Genomic DNA, 15,614 nt, shown 5'->3' with positions numbered 1-15,614 from the left:
ATATATTTCTTAAATATGGTTTAAGGTCTACTTACTGCTCATCGAAGGCTTTTTAGAGGTAATAGTCTCAGATTTAAAAGCCAGCAGGTAGAGTATTAAAGTGATAGCAAAGCCACAGGTCGCTGTCCAGAAAGGCATATAAAGGCCAAAATTATCTACCAGAACACCTACGCTACATGATGCGATGAGCACTCCCAGGTTTTGAAAAAAATGGATTTTACTATAATCTGTAGCATAAGATTTTGGGGTGCTCAGTTCAAATAGCAATACATCGAATTTCACCAGCGCCTGATAAATGGCCCACCCGTAAATTAAGCGGCCAGCTATTACCACTAATGAAACGCCCGAACCTTGTAACATTAGTCCTACTATGCCAAGAAGTAATGAAGGTACAATAGCATTCAAGGTACTATTCCCCACCTGTTGCTTCTTCTCCAGCCAAAGAGCTAATAGTGCCACAAAACCAGGTATAGCGTAGATAGTTCCTGATATCAACTTGCTATCATATTGTGATATTTGCTCCCAGTAAAGTGAGAAGAATGGCCTTATCATATAAGCAAAGCCGTAAAGCAAGAGGGTAATAATGCCAAGTTTTAATATGAACCCCCTAGGGACTAGGTTGCCTGCACCTTCCTCTTTTTCAGGAGCCTTATAGCTGGTATCATACTGGGAGCTTCTCAATAAGTAAATGCTTACGAAAATCTGAATAAAATCACCGGCAGCCATTACCAGAAATATGTATCTGGGATTAAACGAATCAACCACCAAACCTCCCAAAACTGCTCCCACTATAGCGCCAAAATGAACTATAACTGATAGCAAACCCACCGTACTGGTATGGTTATCCTTCTGCTCCAGGCTCATTACGTAAGGGTAAATAAGCAGGTAGCTCCCCTTAAAAACAATCATAGAAAGAGAAACTATCCAAAACCCAACGAGCGAAGTAGTCCAAAAGCAGTACACACACAAAAGGCCGGCGGCCAACTGTGTCCATGCAAGTAATTTCAGTTCTGCAATGCGCCGAGCTACATAAGCCCAAAAGGGAAAGGCAAACATCACTGTTAAACACATGGCTGCTATGTAATAACCTACATGTTTCGGATCATCCTTCCCAAAAGTCCCCTCAAAAAACTGAGGGAAAAATGGGTGTAACATGGAGTCGCTGACTACAGAGATCAAAGTCATCCCTATAAGGAAAGAACGTAAAGACATATGATCAGGCTAGTTCAAAATTAGACACCGCTTCTTCCTCAGACACTTCAAATTGCTGAAATGCAATTTTACGTTCTACCGAATAGTATTCTCTCCCCGTTATCTCTTTGATAATGTATGAGTTACGATAACAAGCCATACCCAAATCTGGAGTAACAAAACCATGGGTGTGCAGTTCAGCATTTTGAACGAATATATCCGCTCCCCGCTTATCAATTGTATAATTACGGTTGACATCATAGCGGCCCTTATGGTCCCATTGTATCTGATCTTTGAGTCCATCAATAAATTTAGGCTGCTTATATCCGTAGCCAGTAGCTAACACTAGACCTTCTGTTTTATGTAAAAAAGCCTTTTCCTGCTCATGTTGGTATAATTCCAAATTGAAGTAATCTAAAGAAGCGTCATATGCAACCTCACGCAACTCTGCATTAGTTCTTAAACCTACTTTTATATCTGCCAGCAGTCTTTTATTATACAACAGGTCAAAAATATCTCCTATTAGAGTACTATTAATGCCTTTATACAAATGCTTTTGATTGCTGATGAGATCATCTCTCTTGGCCGGAGGAAGATTAAAGAAATAGTCTACATATTCAGGAGAAGTCATTTCTAACGTAAGCTTGCTGTACTCCAAAGGGAAAAATCGAGGTGAGCGAGTAATCCAATTTAGCTCATAACCGTAGTGATCTATATCCTGAAGTAAATCATAATATATTTCGGCCGCACTCTGGCCACTGCCCAGCACGGTAATTGATTTCTTCTGTTGTAAATCTTTTTTATTATCCAGATAATGAGCTGAATGAGTGGCTCTATCCATAATATTTTCGCAACATGCTGGCACATAAGGGGAAGTTCCTGTTCCCAAAACAAGCTTCCTGGCTTTTACCTCTCTATGTTCTCCCGTTTTAGTATGCCTCACGTTCACTACATACCATTGATGGTCATTATCATATTTCACATCAACCACCTGATTACAAAAATGAACATTAGATAGCTGACTGATTACCCACTGACAATATCTGTTATATTCATGGCGTAAAACCAGAAAATTTTCACGAATATAGAATGAGTAAATACGCCCTTCATTTTTAAGGAAATTAAGAAAACTAAAGGGACTAGTGGGATCAGCGAGAGTTACCAAATCAGCCATGAAGGGGATTTGAAGTGTAGTATCTTGCATCATCATGCCCGGGTGCCAGTTAAACTGGTCTGCCTGGTCGAAGAAAATGCCATTAAGTTCGTCTATAGAATGAGTAAGGCTGGCCAAGCCCAAATTAAAAGGGCCAATACCCATGCCTACAAAATCATAAATGCTTTCGTCATTCATTGCAGTATATTTAAATATTTTGATTAGTTTTTTATAAAGTAGTTATGGCCGTGTCTTTCTATGTGATCTACAATTTCCTGCATATCACTCAGCTGAGTTACCGGGTTGAGCAAAGTAAATTTCAGGTATACCTTACCCTCTACCTTAGTACTGGCTATTAAAGCCTTACCCTCATCAAACATCGACTTCCTTATATAAGCATTAAGTGCGCAAACATCAGTTTTTGTATTTGGCAAAGGATTATACCTAAACACTACAGCACTAATCTCGGGATGGTTTAGCACCTCAAACTTGGCTCTATTTCTAAGCATTAAAGAAGTTCTCTGGGCCAACTCAATAATATCATCAATGTATTGCCCCAAACGTTGTGTTCCCATGGTACGCAAACTCACCCAAAGCTTCAATGCATCAAAACGACGGGTAGTTTGTATGGACTTTTTTACCATATTAGGGATACCCTCTTCTTCCTGCTCTTTACTATTGAGGTAATCCGCATGGTATTTTATGTAATTGATATAGCTCTTATCTCTCATAAAAAAACCACTGGAGCTTACTGGCTGAAAAAAGGTTTTATGGTAATCTATAGTCGCTGAATCTGATAGCTCTATTCCCTTTAGTTTCTCTTTATGCTTATCGCTAAGGATGAGTCCTCCACCATAAGCAGCATCCACATGAAACCATATTTTGTATTGATCAGCGACAGCTGCCATTGCATAAAGCGGATCTATGGAACCGAAGTCTGTAGTACCAGCCGTGCCTACAACAGCAATGGGGATATTTCCCAAGCTCTTTTCTTTGATAATCGCCTCCTCCAGCGCTTCAGTATCCATTTGATACTTATCATTAACAGCCACTGATACCACTGAATTTTGCCCTAAGCCCAGTAATGCTGCATTCTTTTTAAGACTAAAATGACTTACTTCAGAGCAGAATATTCGAAATTTAGTGGCTTCTGCCGGTAAACCATCCATGCCCGGATCAATGGAATAATTATTACTAATGAAATGATCACGGGCCAGCAATAGGCCCATCATATTAGACTGAGTGCCGCCACTAGTAAAAACACCATCAGCATTTTCCGGATAGCCGATTTTATCTAGTGTCCACTCTATAAGCTTCAGCTCTATAAAAGTACCTCCTGCACTTTGATCCCAAGTATCCATAGATGTATTTATAGCACTGATAATAACCTCAGCAGCCAAAGTAGGGATAAGAATAGGGCAGTTGAGATGTGCCACATACTTTGTATTATGAAAAGAAATGGCATCGTTAAGATAAAGTTCTTTTAGCTCTTCCAGCACAATTTGCAATGAATTGCCCTCCGGATGCTCCGCCTGCAGTCTGCTAAAGCGCTCTCTAATTTGATCCACCGAAGCGCCACTATAAGGGGTACTACGTGTCTCTAAGTGATCTATTACTGCATTTACTGTTTGATTAATACTTTTCTGATAATAAGCTTTATTTTCCGGAAGATCGTTAAATAGGTATTTGTACAATTGATCCGGTCTCTCACTCTCCAGCAGTTGATGAGCATATTTTTCCTGCAACATAAGCTATGTTCTGGTTTAGGTTTACACTATTTCATTAGACACAATGCATTCCTACCTAACTCTATTTTTATTTAGTTTAAATAAGAATAAAACAAAACTATAAGCATATTTCAACAGTCGCAATCGCTAATGCTAGTGTAAATACATAACTAATTTTGGGGATGATAAGAATTAGGTCGAGAGAAGAAATTAAAACAAAAACTATTAACTACTGATTATCAATTTATTAAAAAATAAGACTAATAACCATTAATGATGATATGATTCACTAGCAATAATGAATGCGTTTTTCTAACACAATATAACTTGCTATCAGCAAAAAAATCTGCCTTCAAAAGCTGATAATAAAAAAAAGCAGCACAAAATAAATTGCGCTGCTTTTACTGCACTTTTAAAACCCAAGAATCTATTTAATATGAAAGTTTTTATATCTAGATACTATCACCATATATACGGCATATCCTATTAAACCAAGAGCTACTGCAGCCATTAACCACGGCCCGCTACTACTCTGCTGTAAAAAGGAAAATGCGCCTGAGGTTCCTTTTACCTGAGAGGCGTCATGAGTTTGAGCGGCCTGAAAGAAGAAATAAGCTGTTATACCTATTAAAATTCCTCTAGCAATAAATCCTACTGCACCAGCTTTTCTTACAATAGACTTCGCTTTTTCAACACCTACGTTCATTCCTCTTACTCCCTCATAATATTCTTTATTAGCTACTTTTACAAACTGGTATATAGCTTTTATCAACAATAAACTTGAGGCAATATATATTACCACTATTCCCCAAGAATGCTCCATCATAGAAGAAAGAAGCCCTTTACTCGATCCGCTTGATCCTGAACTTCCTAATACTTGAGAAATGGCATAATAAGCAAAACCAAGATATATAATTCCAGATATAAAGAATCCTGCTTTTAAAGCGGTTCTTTTTAAATCACTTTTATCTTGAAGCTTTTCAGATTTACCAGCTACTTGTACAAATCTGTAAAACGCATAGCAAGCTAATCCTATCCCCATCAGGATTACTAACACCTGACCAAAGGCCTGTTTTTCGAGAAAATCAATCACTTGTGTTTTTCCTGCTTTTTGGCCACCCATATTAAAGGCTGCCATTAGTGTAAGTACACCTGCTATTCCATATACTGCTCCTTTGGCTGCGTGCCCAATACGAGCCAACTTCTCTTTCCACTCTGTGTATTCGAAAGAAGATTTAGCTGATCGTGCGGTTTGTGTAATTGATGACATTGGTTTTCATGGTTTGGTTACAAAATATTTGATTTGAAGTATTCCAAAACCATGCCTAGCCCCCAATATGATTAAATAAGGATTTGGTAGGGTAAATCATGAATTATATTCCCCCTTCATGGGGAATCTTCCCAACGTTTTAACCACAATTTATAAATTCTGCTTCCTAAACTCCGCAGGAGACATGTGGGCTACCTGGTGAAAAGTAAAGCTAAAAGATGACAAACTATTATAGCCGCAACTATAAGCTATCTCACTGATAGACTGATCAGTTTTAAGCAATTTCTCCATACCCCTCACTATCCTGGTCAGTTTGACATATTGCAAAAATGACGTATCCATATGCTTTTTGAATAACCGGGAAAGTGAACGAGAACTATACCCAAACCTTTTAGCCACCTCATTTAAATATAAGGGTTGATCAATGTTGAGGTGTATATATTTAAGTACTTCTCTGAGGCCTTCATTATCTGTGGTTGGCAATACCAATGGAAATGGTATTTTAGCCACATCTAATACCACATTTTTGAATACATTTAAAAATTCAAATTGTTCCCTGTCTTGCTTCGCTATTTCTCCATTCCATTGTTCAGTATAATAAATCATTTCCATCAGCAAATTGGTCACCGGATATATACCTCCATTTTGACTAAGCACATGTTCCGCAGGAAACAATGAAGTAGGTATATACACATTATGCACCATCTTCACAGAAGTACGAGACGTAACATTGTGCTTAACACCAGCAGGTATCCACAAAAAATGCCTGGCTGGCAGAAAGTAAGATTTCTCTAGCGTATTGAGAAACGCAACTCCCCCTTCCACATAACTTAACTGATGCTTTGTATGCTGATGCATCGGTAGCTTTTCCTCAGCCCTGTCATGATGCACAAAATAAGCATGTATGTCATTATCTACCTTCTCAAGAAACTGACTCATAGTATAATATAGTTATTTCTAGTCATTATATAGGATGGCTTAAATTATAAAACAATTGTCTAATTATTGAAAACAAGACCAACAAAATAAAAGAAACTTTGCATATGAAATTTTTTATAACTCAAGACAATATGAAAAGCAAGATTCTTTTCTTCTTCTTTTTGGTCTTAAGTGGAGTACTGAATGGGCAGAATAAGCAGCAAGATAGCGTATATCTGAGTATTGAAGAAGCTTGGGAAAAAGCGAATACTTACAGCAAAGAGCTACGCTTAAAGCACTATGACACTAAGATTGGGGAAAAAGAAGTAATGAATTCTAAAAAGCAATGGCTACCGCATGTGGCTATTGATGGTAGCTATGGAAGGCTAGCCAATGTACCTGTATTTAAAGATGGGCTATTAGAAAAGCCAGAATATATTCCTATAGAAGATCACACAATATATGATGCTGGCATAGAGGCCTATTTAAACCTTTATAGTGGTCATAAAACCCAAGTACATATAAAAGAAGCAGAAGAAAAGGAAGTACTGCTTCAATATCTGGAGGAGAAAAGTATCTCTGATATCCATTATAGAGTAGCTATGGAATATCTGGATATGCAGCGAGCACTAGAACTTAAAAAACTCATCGTGCAAAACATTTATAGAAATAATAAACGATTGGACCAAATCAGTCAACTCTATGAAAACGGTGTAGTACTTAAAAGTGACCTACTGAGAGCTAAGCTTCAGCTTTCCCGACAGGAAACTAACCTACTGAAAATGAAAAACAATGTAGAGCTCGCCACTCAGCAGCTTAACATACTTATTGGTTATGATGACGAACAGCCTATAAAGCCTACTGATAGTATAGACATTGACCTGATAAAGGCCGAGAAAGCTTACTTAGAATATATAGACGATGCCGTGCGTTTATCTCCGAGCGAGAAAATTGCCCAATCAAAAATTGCTATCACTGAATTTAAACTGCAAGAACTTAAATCAGACAAGCTACCCCGGTTGGGCCTTTTTGGTGAGTATACATACTCTTACCCACAGATCAAACTCTACCCATATAGCACAGCACCCTACTTATTAGGTATGGCTGGTTTGCGTTTCTCTTATAATCTCTCAGCATTATACCATGATAAGCACAAGGAAGAAGCTGCCGAGATAGCGATAGAGCAAACAAAATTAGCAAAAGAGCATACTGAAGATCAGCTTAGAACACAAGTAAAAGCCGCCTACAAGCATTTTCATGAGGATCTGGAGGAAGTGAAAGTGGCCAAAATGAATATTATACAGGCAGAAGAGAACTACAGAATAGTCAATCAGATGTATTTCAATCAACTGTCATTACTTACAGACTTGCTAGATGCTGACACCCAGCTTTTACAAGCCAAGTTTGATCTGATCAACAGTAAAATTTCTGCCAGACTGCATTATTATCAATTACTTAAAATAACAGGGCAACTATAAACATGAGCAACGATATAAAAAAATATGAAAAGATAGACCATTTAGCCATAAAAACAACCTATGCCGTGGCTGTGGTCATATTAGCTGGGCTGATCATTTGGGGAGCCTTTGCTATGATTAATTTTTGGAAGTACGAAGAAACTAATGATGCTCAAGTAAAGGAATATATTAACCCTATATTAAGCAGGGCTAGTGGATATATCAAAGACATCAGATTTAAAGATCACCAAAAAGTGAGTAAGGGAGATACGCTGTTAATATTAGATGTAGATGAAGCTTCTGTGCAACTCAAAGAAGCGGAAGCGGCACTGGCATCTTCCCAAGCAAGGCTAAAAGTACTTGAAAGTAATATTAACACAGCTAGCAGCAGTGCTAGTGTAAACAAAGCTAAGATAGGCGCTGCTCAGGCAGAGCTATGGCATCAACAACAGGAATATGACCGTTATAAAAAGTTATTAGAAGGGGAAGCTGTAACGCAGCAGCAATTCGAAAATATAAAAACCAAGTTAGAAGTAGCTAAATCAAACTATGAAGCTTTAAAGAACTCTTACAAGGCCTCACAAAACCGCACCACAGACGTTACTTCAGAACTAAGTGTAGCTGAGGCTGATGTAAAGCAAAAAGAAGCTGCTTTAGCCCGGGTAAAGCTTGACCTTAAATACGCTGTTATAACCTCTCCTTCTGACGGTTACATGGGAAATAAAACTATTCAGATAGGGCAGTTCATTCAAAAAGGTCAGACTATAGGCTTTATGGTAGATCAAAAACAAGGCAAGTGGATAGTAGCTAATTTCGAGGAAACTCAAATTGCCAATATGCAGGAAGGTCAATCTGCAAAAATAACTATAGACGCCTTTCCTAATAAGACTTTTCACGGACAAATAGAGTCTCTATCTCCTGCTACGGGAGCTCAATTTTCTCTATTACCACCAGACAACGCCACGGGTAACTTCGTAAAAATAACACAACGTTTCCCTGTAAAAATAGCTTTTACTGATGCTCCTGAACAGCTTAATAAGCTAAAAGCAGGCATGAATGCCATCGTTTCAATACCAAAAGAATAGCTATATGGCTAAAGCCAATCATCAAATATTTAGATCATGGGTGCCTAACTGGCTGGCCGTAGTGGCGATATTCCTTACGCTAGTGCCTGTAGCCGCAGTGCTGGGCATATATATGGGTGGGGTAGGCAGTGCTGCCAGCTATTATGGTGTTGACAGTACAGATGTGCGCTACTCTGTGGTAGTGTTCTATTTAGCTATTGCTGCAGCATTTCCCTTAGAAAGAAATTTCTTTAATCGCTTTGCCTCTAAGCCCTATCTGGTAGGCTGTTCCATCATTTTCGTGATTATTAACCTCATTCTATACAATAGTAACAGCTTCGGCCTACTGCTATTTTTCAGATTTGTAGGAGGAATGCTATCACTAGGCTTCATAGGAATGATGTTTTCACTCATATTCCAGCAATTTCATGCTCAGAGAAGTCGAGTGCTGGGTTATGCCACCTTCTATGCCACCTTACTTAGCACTGCTCCATTATCTCAGTTGTTAGATGCATTCGTATTCAATAAATATGATTTCAATGCTATCTTTTTATTGAAGATTTACTCCGTCATTCCTGGAATGATCCTTCTATGCTTGGTATTGAGAAATGACATTGATTTCAGAAAAGAAGGCAAAATATCTCTTAAAACAGTAGACTGGGCCAGCTTTGTACTTTATTCATCATCACTATTGCTACTGGCCTATATATTATTGTATGGCCAATACTACCATTGGTTTTACAGTATGAGGATAATCATTTGCTGCATAGCATTTATATTTATCTTCACTTTGAATATAGTAAGGCAGCTCAGGCTAAAAAATCCTTATATAGATCTCGCTATATTTAAGCAAAGAAACTTTAGAATAGGAATGCTTCTGCTCATAGCTTTTTATTTTAGTAAAGGAGATACCAGTGTTTTATATGGCTTTTTTGCTAATAGCCTCCATCTAGATGCCTATCATCAAAGCTATATTATGATAGTCAACGCCTTTGGAATTATAGCAGGAGCTGCGTTAGCGGCCAGGTTCATATTGGTAAAAACAAGAATCAGGCTAATATGGCTAGCAGGTTTTGGATCATTATTAGCGTTCCACTTGCTAAGCTTGAGGGTCATTAGCCATCAGGCAGAAACCTTTGACATCTTACTACCATTATTCCTACTAGGCTTTGGTAATGGCATACTCATATTGTCTATTGTAATATTCTACGTGACAGCTGTCCCCGAAAAAATCGCATTTTCTGCTTCTGTAACTGGTGTAGCTTTTAGATTCGCCACCTTTACCGCCAGCATGGCTATGGTTTCATTCATGGGGTTAAGACAAGAAAAAATCCATTATAATAGCTTTTCAGAAGATATTACGGCTACCAATACACTTTCAATGCAAAGACTCCAAGGCTATCAAATGGCTTTAACACATGGCGGGGCATCTAGGCTGCAAAGCACCCAAGGAGCAAAAAAATTGCTAGGTAAAGCCGTGGCGAAACAAAGTAATCTATTATATGCGAGAGACTATTACATTTATATGAGCATTTTTATAGCTCTCATTATGCTAGCTATTGCTGTAATCCCACGTTTTCATTATCACTTAAGAAAAATAGGAGCCAAACTTATTCCTGTATAGCTATCTGAATGTAGGTGAGACATTATTTGTTGATGTTAAGTAATTCTATTGGTGGGCACATTGCCACCAATAGAATTTTTATATTTTTAATAACCTACTCAGGCAGACTATCCCCTTCAAAAAAACCTTTCTCATTTAAAAAATCTCTAGCTTCCATCAGAGCAAAGCCAAGAAGGTTCAATCCCTTCCAGTCTTTTACGTTTTGTGCCTTTTCATTATCCTTAGCCAAACCTATACCCCAAATAGCATCTACCGGGCTAGCTTCCACTAATACTCTATTATTCGTATTCAGCAAGTACTCTCCTAAAGATTGATTTTGATTAAACTTATGTATGTTACCTCTTCTCACTAAGTCATAACGCTCATCATTCCATACTTTATCATCAAAACCTTTAACCTTTCGGCCCAGCTTCTTGGCTTCTGCAGGCGTAGCGCACTGAATAATTTTATTGGCTATATCGTCATTTTTAAAAATCAAGGCCTTATGATACATCATCCAATGTTCGGCTGTTTTATAGGTAATACCGCTTACTTCAAAAGAGCTCTCATACCATTGGCTAAAACACGATTGATTTACTTCCCCCTTCTTTTTGGTATGTCCCCAAAAGAAAAGGTATTTCACGTTTTCCTGCTGCTCTAGCCAATCAATATCATATTTCTGCATATTCTATATAAAAGTTATAATTATAAAACCAGTTCTTCGTGCAACCTTTCTAACGTAGCCTCAGCCTCTTTACAAAAAGCCGGATGCACTGGTGAAGCTTGTAAAATAGTGCTTCTGGTAGCCGTAATCCACCTAAAGCGTTCTGCTAAAGTTAGCTCTCCTATTGCTCCTCCCCTTTTTCCTCCGGCGCAGATATCTTCTATAGCCATAGCATATTTTTTCACCAGCTCAAGATCTATTTCTGGAAAAAGAGCTTTAATTCTGTTACTATCCCAGTGAAATCTACATTCTAAAAACCTATCTGCTTTGCAGTATAATATAGTGCCAATATTCACAAACTCTCCGCGCTCTACCCTGGGCATAAGCCGAAGCGTAGCATACTCATATAAGTGATAATCTTGCATGGTCTGCTTCTTTTATGAATAATTGCGAATTAGCGATCCTGGCCTTCAGGAAGGTTTTATAGGCATTACGATGCTCATCTTTAGTATCAAAAACATGCTCATCTTTCAACCAATCATCTGGAATAGAATCAACTAACAGATCAATAAAATCAGGAGTAATAAGAGGTTGAAAAACATCATTAACCTCATTGAGTTCTGTGGCCTTGCTTAGCAAAACATGGTTTTTAATTAATGAAAAAGGCTGGGTTCCTTCGTAATTATTCCAGGCATGATGAAAATACAGCGAAGCACCATGATCAATAAGCCAAAGCTCATTATTCCACCACAGCATATTGGTATTACGCACTGTTCTGTCCACATTCATGAGCAGGGCATCTAACCACACCACCTGAGAGGCCAAGCGAGTGTCAATTTCGGTGGCCACAGGATCAAAAGTAATGGAGTTAGACAAATAATGCAGTCCAAGATTGGTACCTACACTATTATTCAGCAAATCTTGTATTTCTTCATCACCTTCCATTTTACCAAAGCCATCTTGTAAATCTACAAATACAATTTCAGGAACATGAAAGCCCAATTTTCTTGCTATCTCTCCACCTATGAGCTCAGATATAAGAGCCTTGGTACCCTGACCTGCGCCACGAAACTTCAGCACATATAAAAAATCATCATCGGCTTCTACTATAGCCGGCATAGACCCACCTTCACGCAGCGGTGTTACGTATCGGGTAGTATTAACTAGCCTTAAGTTTAAAGGATTATCTTCTGGAATCATCTAATTTGTTCAATTTCTAAAAACAAAGATCACAGAAAGCAGGTAGAAGTCTATAAGGTTGTGTTGTTTTTTAGTGAGCAAGCTTATTATGGCCTGCTGTTAGAAAAGTGAACATGAAATGCTTTGAATTTCATGTTACCGTTAAAAACAAAAAGCATCACTATTATTAGTGATGCTTTTTCATAAGATGATTAGATACATTGCTTTATCTACACCTTTAGGTGGACTGTGTTACCATAGCCTTACACATTACTCCCTGCACTTTTTATTTACTTACTTTTAAAAAACTGGGGCTTGGCTATGAGCATAACATTAGCCCACTGCTGATACCTAGTATGATCTCCTCCCTTTAAATATTCCATTTCTTCAGTGGCAAACATAGTAGAATAGTCAATCACTAAAGTGACCGCTTTGCCTAGAGAGTGCTTTAACTGCAAGTCAATTTCATGTCCTAATTGCCCTTCTACTTTATTTCCATTATCCGGATTGACAAGTGTACCAGCAAGGCCGAAGTTATGATATGACAATTCTAACTGAGTTTTTTCAGTGAAATTGTAAAATAAACCAGCAAACAATTCTCTCATACCTCCACCTTTACTGTTATCTTCTATATTTAAAAAATAGTCCATATACCCATAGTATCTATGACCATCTCCAAACAGCTTATTAAATGCTTCGTTTTTATCTGAAGCTTTTGTCTGATCATTACCACTCAGATAGTTAACCCCAAATGTAGTTTTCCATTTCTTGCTAATGTGGTAAGTAGGCACTATAGAATACATATAAGCATTTTGCTTCACACCTACAGGATTCTTTCCATACTGATAATAAAAAGAAGCTTGCAAAGAAAGAGGTAAATCTCCTTTATCTTTTTTCAAATAAACACCAGAGGTAGCTCTAGGGTATAAAACCTTATAGTTATCTTCGTCCTCATGACCTTCCACACTGTTTAGCAATGATGCTTGCCACTTTTCATTGATTTGTTTGTTGACCCAAACTAATCCCAAATATTTGTAATAGTTCACCTCATAAGCGGATTCAAAATACTTATTAGCATCATTATTATAAGCTCCACCACCTATAATATTCCATCCCTTATTTTCATATTCCAACAAAGCTAAATCATGAGATACAGCAATATCATTCCAGTTTCTCATACCAAAAATACGACCATCATCCAACACCAAATGCTGACGACCAACTTTCACAAAAAAACCTTTGGTTGTATCTTCATTCAGCTTGTATCGAAGCCAACCTTCAGCCATGTTTAAGTTAGGCACATTAGCTCGCTCTCTATCTTGCCCCCATATTCTGGCATTTTGGAAGGCAACCCTTATTTCAAACCTATCAAATTTATAATTAGTAATCAGCCGAGTCCGCTGTGATGATACTACAGAAGCATTTTTTGTACTATCTAATAGCACCCTGGATCCATCTCTCAATTCGGATCTAAATCTGAAATCACCACTGACCGTAAATTGAGCCTGAGCATGATAAGCTATTGATCCAAAAAAAATTAGTAATAGTAAAGTCTTCTTCATAATATAAATAATGGTTAGTTTCTCTGAAATAATTACCCGGTTGACAATGTCCATGCCACCAAAATAAATAACTGAATATCAATAATTTAAGAATCATAATTTATTGCTATCATTCCCAATTATAGACATATTCTATTTGATAGATTACTTAGAAGCTATTCACCTTTTACATTGAGATTAAAGATAGGATCATATTTACTTCACTTAAACATAATATTAATGATCACTATTACCTGCGTGCTTTTGAGGTAATTTGAGCTGTTTTAATATTCAATAGATTTTTTTAAAAAATGACCTTCAACAAATTATTTTCAATAGGCAGTATATTAACTGTATTTTTATTGTTTAACTGTTCTCAAAACCAAGAATCTCAATCAAAGAGTAGTGAGCAAGCAGATAAAAATGATAAACCTCTCAATGTAATTTTTATGATTGGTGATGGCATGGGGCTTCCTCAAATCACTTCTTCTTTTTACTACAAAGGCTCACCTTCAAACTTCGAGCGTTTCAAGAATATAGGCTTTATCAAGACTTCATCTAAAAGCAATAAAGTTACCGACTCCGCTGCTGGCGCTTCCGCATTTGCCACAGGTAATAAGACCTATAACAGGGCCATCAGCGTAAGTACTGATACTACTAATATGCCTACCATATTAGAAAAGCTGGAAGCGAAGAATTACAAAACTGGCTTAATCAGCCTTACTTCTATTACACATGCTACCCCGGCCTGTTTTTATGCTCACGTAAAAGACAGAGATATGCATGAAGATATAGCGACTCAATTGCTCACCAGCGGAACGGACTTCTTTGCCGGAGGTGGGTTGAAGTACTTTTCAAAGAGAACGGATGGCAGGAATCTATTTGATGAATTCGAAAAAGCAGGGTACACTATGGATTCTACCGGTTTAAAAAGTGACCTTGATGCTAATAAGAAATACGGCTTTGTGCTAGCTGAAGATGGCATTCCTGCTAAGATTGAGGGCCGTGGTGATTACTTGCTTGATGCTACTAAACTAGCGTTAGATCACCTCTCAGCATCTGACTCTGGCTATTTTCTCATGGTAGAAGGCTCTTATATAGACTGGGGTGGCCATGCTAAAAACGCTGAAATGATGGTAACGGAAATGTTGGATTTCGATAAGACCTTAGGCTATGTATTGGACTATGTGGAAAAACATGAAAACACTTTATTAGTAGTTACTGCTGACCACGAAACAGGGGGTGTAGCCATTGGTAAATCTGACCGTGCTGATAGCGTGGCCGTTTACTTTACTACTGACCAACATACAGCTGAGCTCATTCCTGTTTTCTCCAAAGGAGACCATGAAGACAGCTTTAGAGGGATCTATGAAAACAATGAAATCAACCATAAGCTAGCTGAAGCACTGGGAAATATTAAATAATTAATAAAAGGCCATTTTAGAGAGAAGAACTACTTTCTCATACTAAAATGGCCTTTCACTAAAACAACATTATAATAACTGAGCTATGATTTCTTCTTTTGCAGTTTCTCATAAAAATAGTTATCCCAAAGCAGCTGATCTCTCAGATGGCTCCAGAATATGTTTGGCTAAAACAGAGTTCATGAGCATATCAGGCATAGTGATTTCTGGTAATGGTATCCCTCTGGGGCATGCTTCTATTCTATCTCCTGACCATGATCAGGTTACATCAACCAGCCTAACTGGGCAATTCAGCATCACTGCTCCGGTTAATGGCCTTTTGGAAGTATCTTGCCAAGGCCATAAAACTATGACCGTTACCATTAATCATAGTAGTTTCTTATTAATCATGCTTCAACCAGATGGACTTTAGAGCCATGGGCA

The 15,614-nt window shown here is 37.9% G+C and carries 14 protein-coding genes; 5 read left to right on the top strand and 9 right to left on the bottom strand.

The annotated features are described in order from the left end of the window. Positions 1-27 precede the first annotated feature (27 nt). From JL102_RS06970 to JL102_RS06950, 5 genes are all read right to left on the bottom strand, one after another. Positions 28-1,212 carry an MFS transporter gene (locus tag JL102_RS06970; protein ID WP_237390460.1) on the bottom strand — a complete coding sequence of 395 codons (1,185 nt, stop codon included), beginning with the start codon at positions 1,210-1,212 and terminating at the stop codon, positions 28-30. A 4-nt stretch (positions 1,213-1,216) separates the two neighbouring features. Further along, complete coding sequence (locus tag JL102_RS06965) at positions 1,217-2,542, bottom strand: lysine N(6)-hydroxylase/L-ornithine N(5)-oxygenase family protein (RefSeq protein ID WP_202243543.1); 1,326 nt, start codon at positions 2,540-2,542, stop codon at positions 1,217-1,219. 23 nt (positions 2,543-2,565) lie between these two features. Beyond that, on the bottom strand, positions 2,566-4,092 hold the full coding sequence (locus JL102_RS06960) for a pyridoxal phosphate-dependent decarboxylase family protein (RefSeq protein WP_202243542.1): 1,527 nt from the start codon (positions 4,090-4,092) through the stop codon (positions 2,566-2,568). 406 nt (positions 4,093-4,498) lie between these two features. Next, positions 4,499-5,341, bottom strand: a complete 843-nt coding sequence (locus JL102_RS06955; protein ID WP_202243541.1) for a DUF1206 domain-containing protein — start codon at positions 5,339-5,341, stop codon at positions 4,499-4,501. A gap of 150 nt (positions 5,342-5,491) precedes the next feature. Then, a complete protein-coding gene (locus JL102_RS06950; protein ID WP_202243540.1) occupies positions 5,492-6,280 on the bottom strand; it encodes a helix-turn-helix domain-containing protein in 789 nt (262 codons plus the stop codon). 131 nt (positions 6,281-6,411) lie between these two features. Here JL102_RS06950 and JL102_RS06945 point away from each other — a divergent pair, with 131 nt between their 5' ends. The 3 genes from JL102_RS06945 to JL102_RS06935 are packed head-to-tail and all read left to right on the top strand — an operon-like array spanning position 6,412 to position 10,404. After that, positions 6,412-7,737 (top strand): TolC family protein, encoded by a 1,326-nt coding sequence (locus tag JL102_RS06945; RefSeq protein ID WP_202243539.1) that lies wholly within the window; start codon positions 6,412-6,414, stop codon positions 7,735-7,737. A gap of 2 nt (positions 7,738-7,739) precedes the next feature. Then, the gene (locus tag JL102_RS06940; RefSeq protein WP_202243538.1) at positions 7,740-8,801 is read left to right on the top strand and encodes an HlyD family secretion protein; all 1,062 of its coding nucleotides are present in this window, start codon (positions 7,740-7,742) and stop codon (positions 8,799-8,801) included. Continuing rightward, positions 8,773-10,404, top strand: coding sequence for an efflux MFS transporter permease (locus JL102_RS06935; RefSeq protein WP_202243537.1), 1,632 nt, complete (start codon positions 8,773-8,775; stop codon positions 10,402-10,404). The genes JL102_RS06940 and JL102_RS06935 overlap by 29 nt, the downstream gene beginning before the upstream one ends. A gap of 94 nt (positions 10,405-10,498) precedes the next feature. Here JL102_RS06935 and JL102_RS06930 read toward each other — a convergent pair whose 3' ends face one another. The 4 genes from JL102_RS06930 to JL102_RS06915 all read right to left on the bottom strand — a co-directional run bounded on the left by JL102_RS06930 (position 10,499) and on the right by JL102_RS06915 (position 13,788). Then, positions 10,499-11,068, bottom strand: a complete 570-nt coding sequence (locus JL102_RS06930) for an NADAR family protein (protein WP_202243536.1) — start codon at positions 11,066-11,068, stop codon at positions 10,499-10,501. Between the two features lie 20 nt (positions 11,069-11,088). Then, positions 11,089-11,472 (bottom strand): DUF3037 domain-containing protein, encoded by a 384-nt coding sequence (locus JL102_RS06925; protein ID WP_202243535.1) that lies wholly within the window; start codon positions 11,470-11,472, stop codon positions 11,089-11,091. After that, positions 11,450-12,247, bottom strand: coding sequence for a HipA family kinase (locus JL102_RS06920; RefSeq protein WP_202243534.1), 798 nt, complete (start codon positions 12,245-12,247; stop codon positions 11,450-11,452). The genes JL102_RS06925 and JL102_RS06920 overlap by 23 nt, the downstream gene beginning before the upstream one ends. Positions 12,248-12,516: 269 nt before the next feature. Further along, positions 12,517-13,788: an alginate export family protein gene (locus tag JL102_RS06915; protein WP_202243533.1), complete on the bottom strand. Its 1,272-nt coding sequence runs from the start codon at positions 13,786-13,788 to the stop codon at positions 12,517-12,519. A gap of 290 nt (positions 13,789-14,078) precedes the next feature. Here JL102_RS06915 and JL102_RS06910 point away from each other — a divergent pair, with 290 nt between their 5' ends. Next, complete coding sequence (locus tag JL102_RS06910) at positions 14,079-15,191, top strand: alkaline phosphatase (RefSeq protein WP_202243532.1); 1,113 nt, start codon at positions 14,079-14,081, stop codon at positions 15,189-15,191. An 85-nt stretch (positions 15,192-15,276) separates the two neighbouring features. Next, positions 15,277-15,603, top strand: a complete 327-nt coding sequence (locus JL102_RS06905; protein WP_202243531.1) for a carboxypeptidase-like regulatory domain-containing protein — start codon at positions 15,277-15,279, stop codon at positions 15,601-15,603. The last annotated feature ends 11 nt before the right edge of the window (positions 15,604-15,614 follow it).

Source organism: Fulvivirga sediminis (assembly GCF_016757215.1).
GTDB lineage: Bacteria > Bacteroidota > Bacteroidia > Cytophagales > Cyclobacteriaceae > Fulvivirga > Fulvivirga sediminis.
This window is presented reverse-complemented; position numbering and strand designations above follow the sequence as displayed.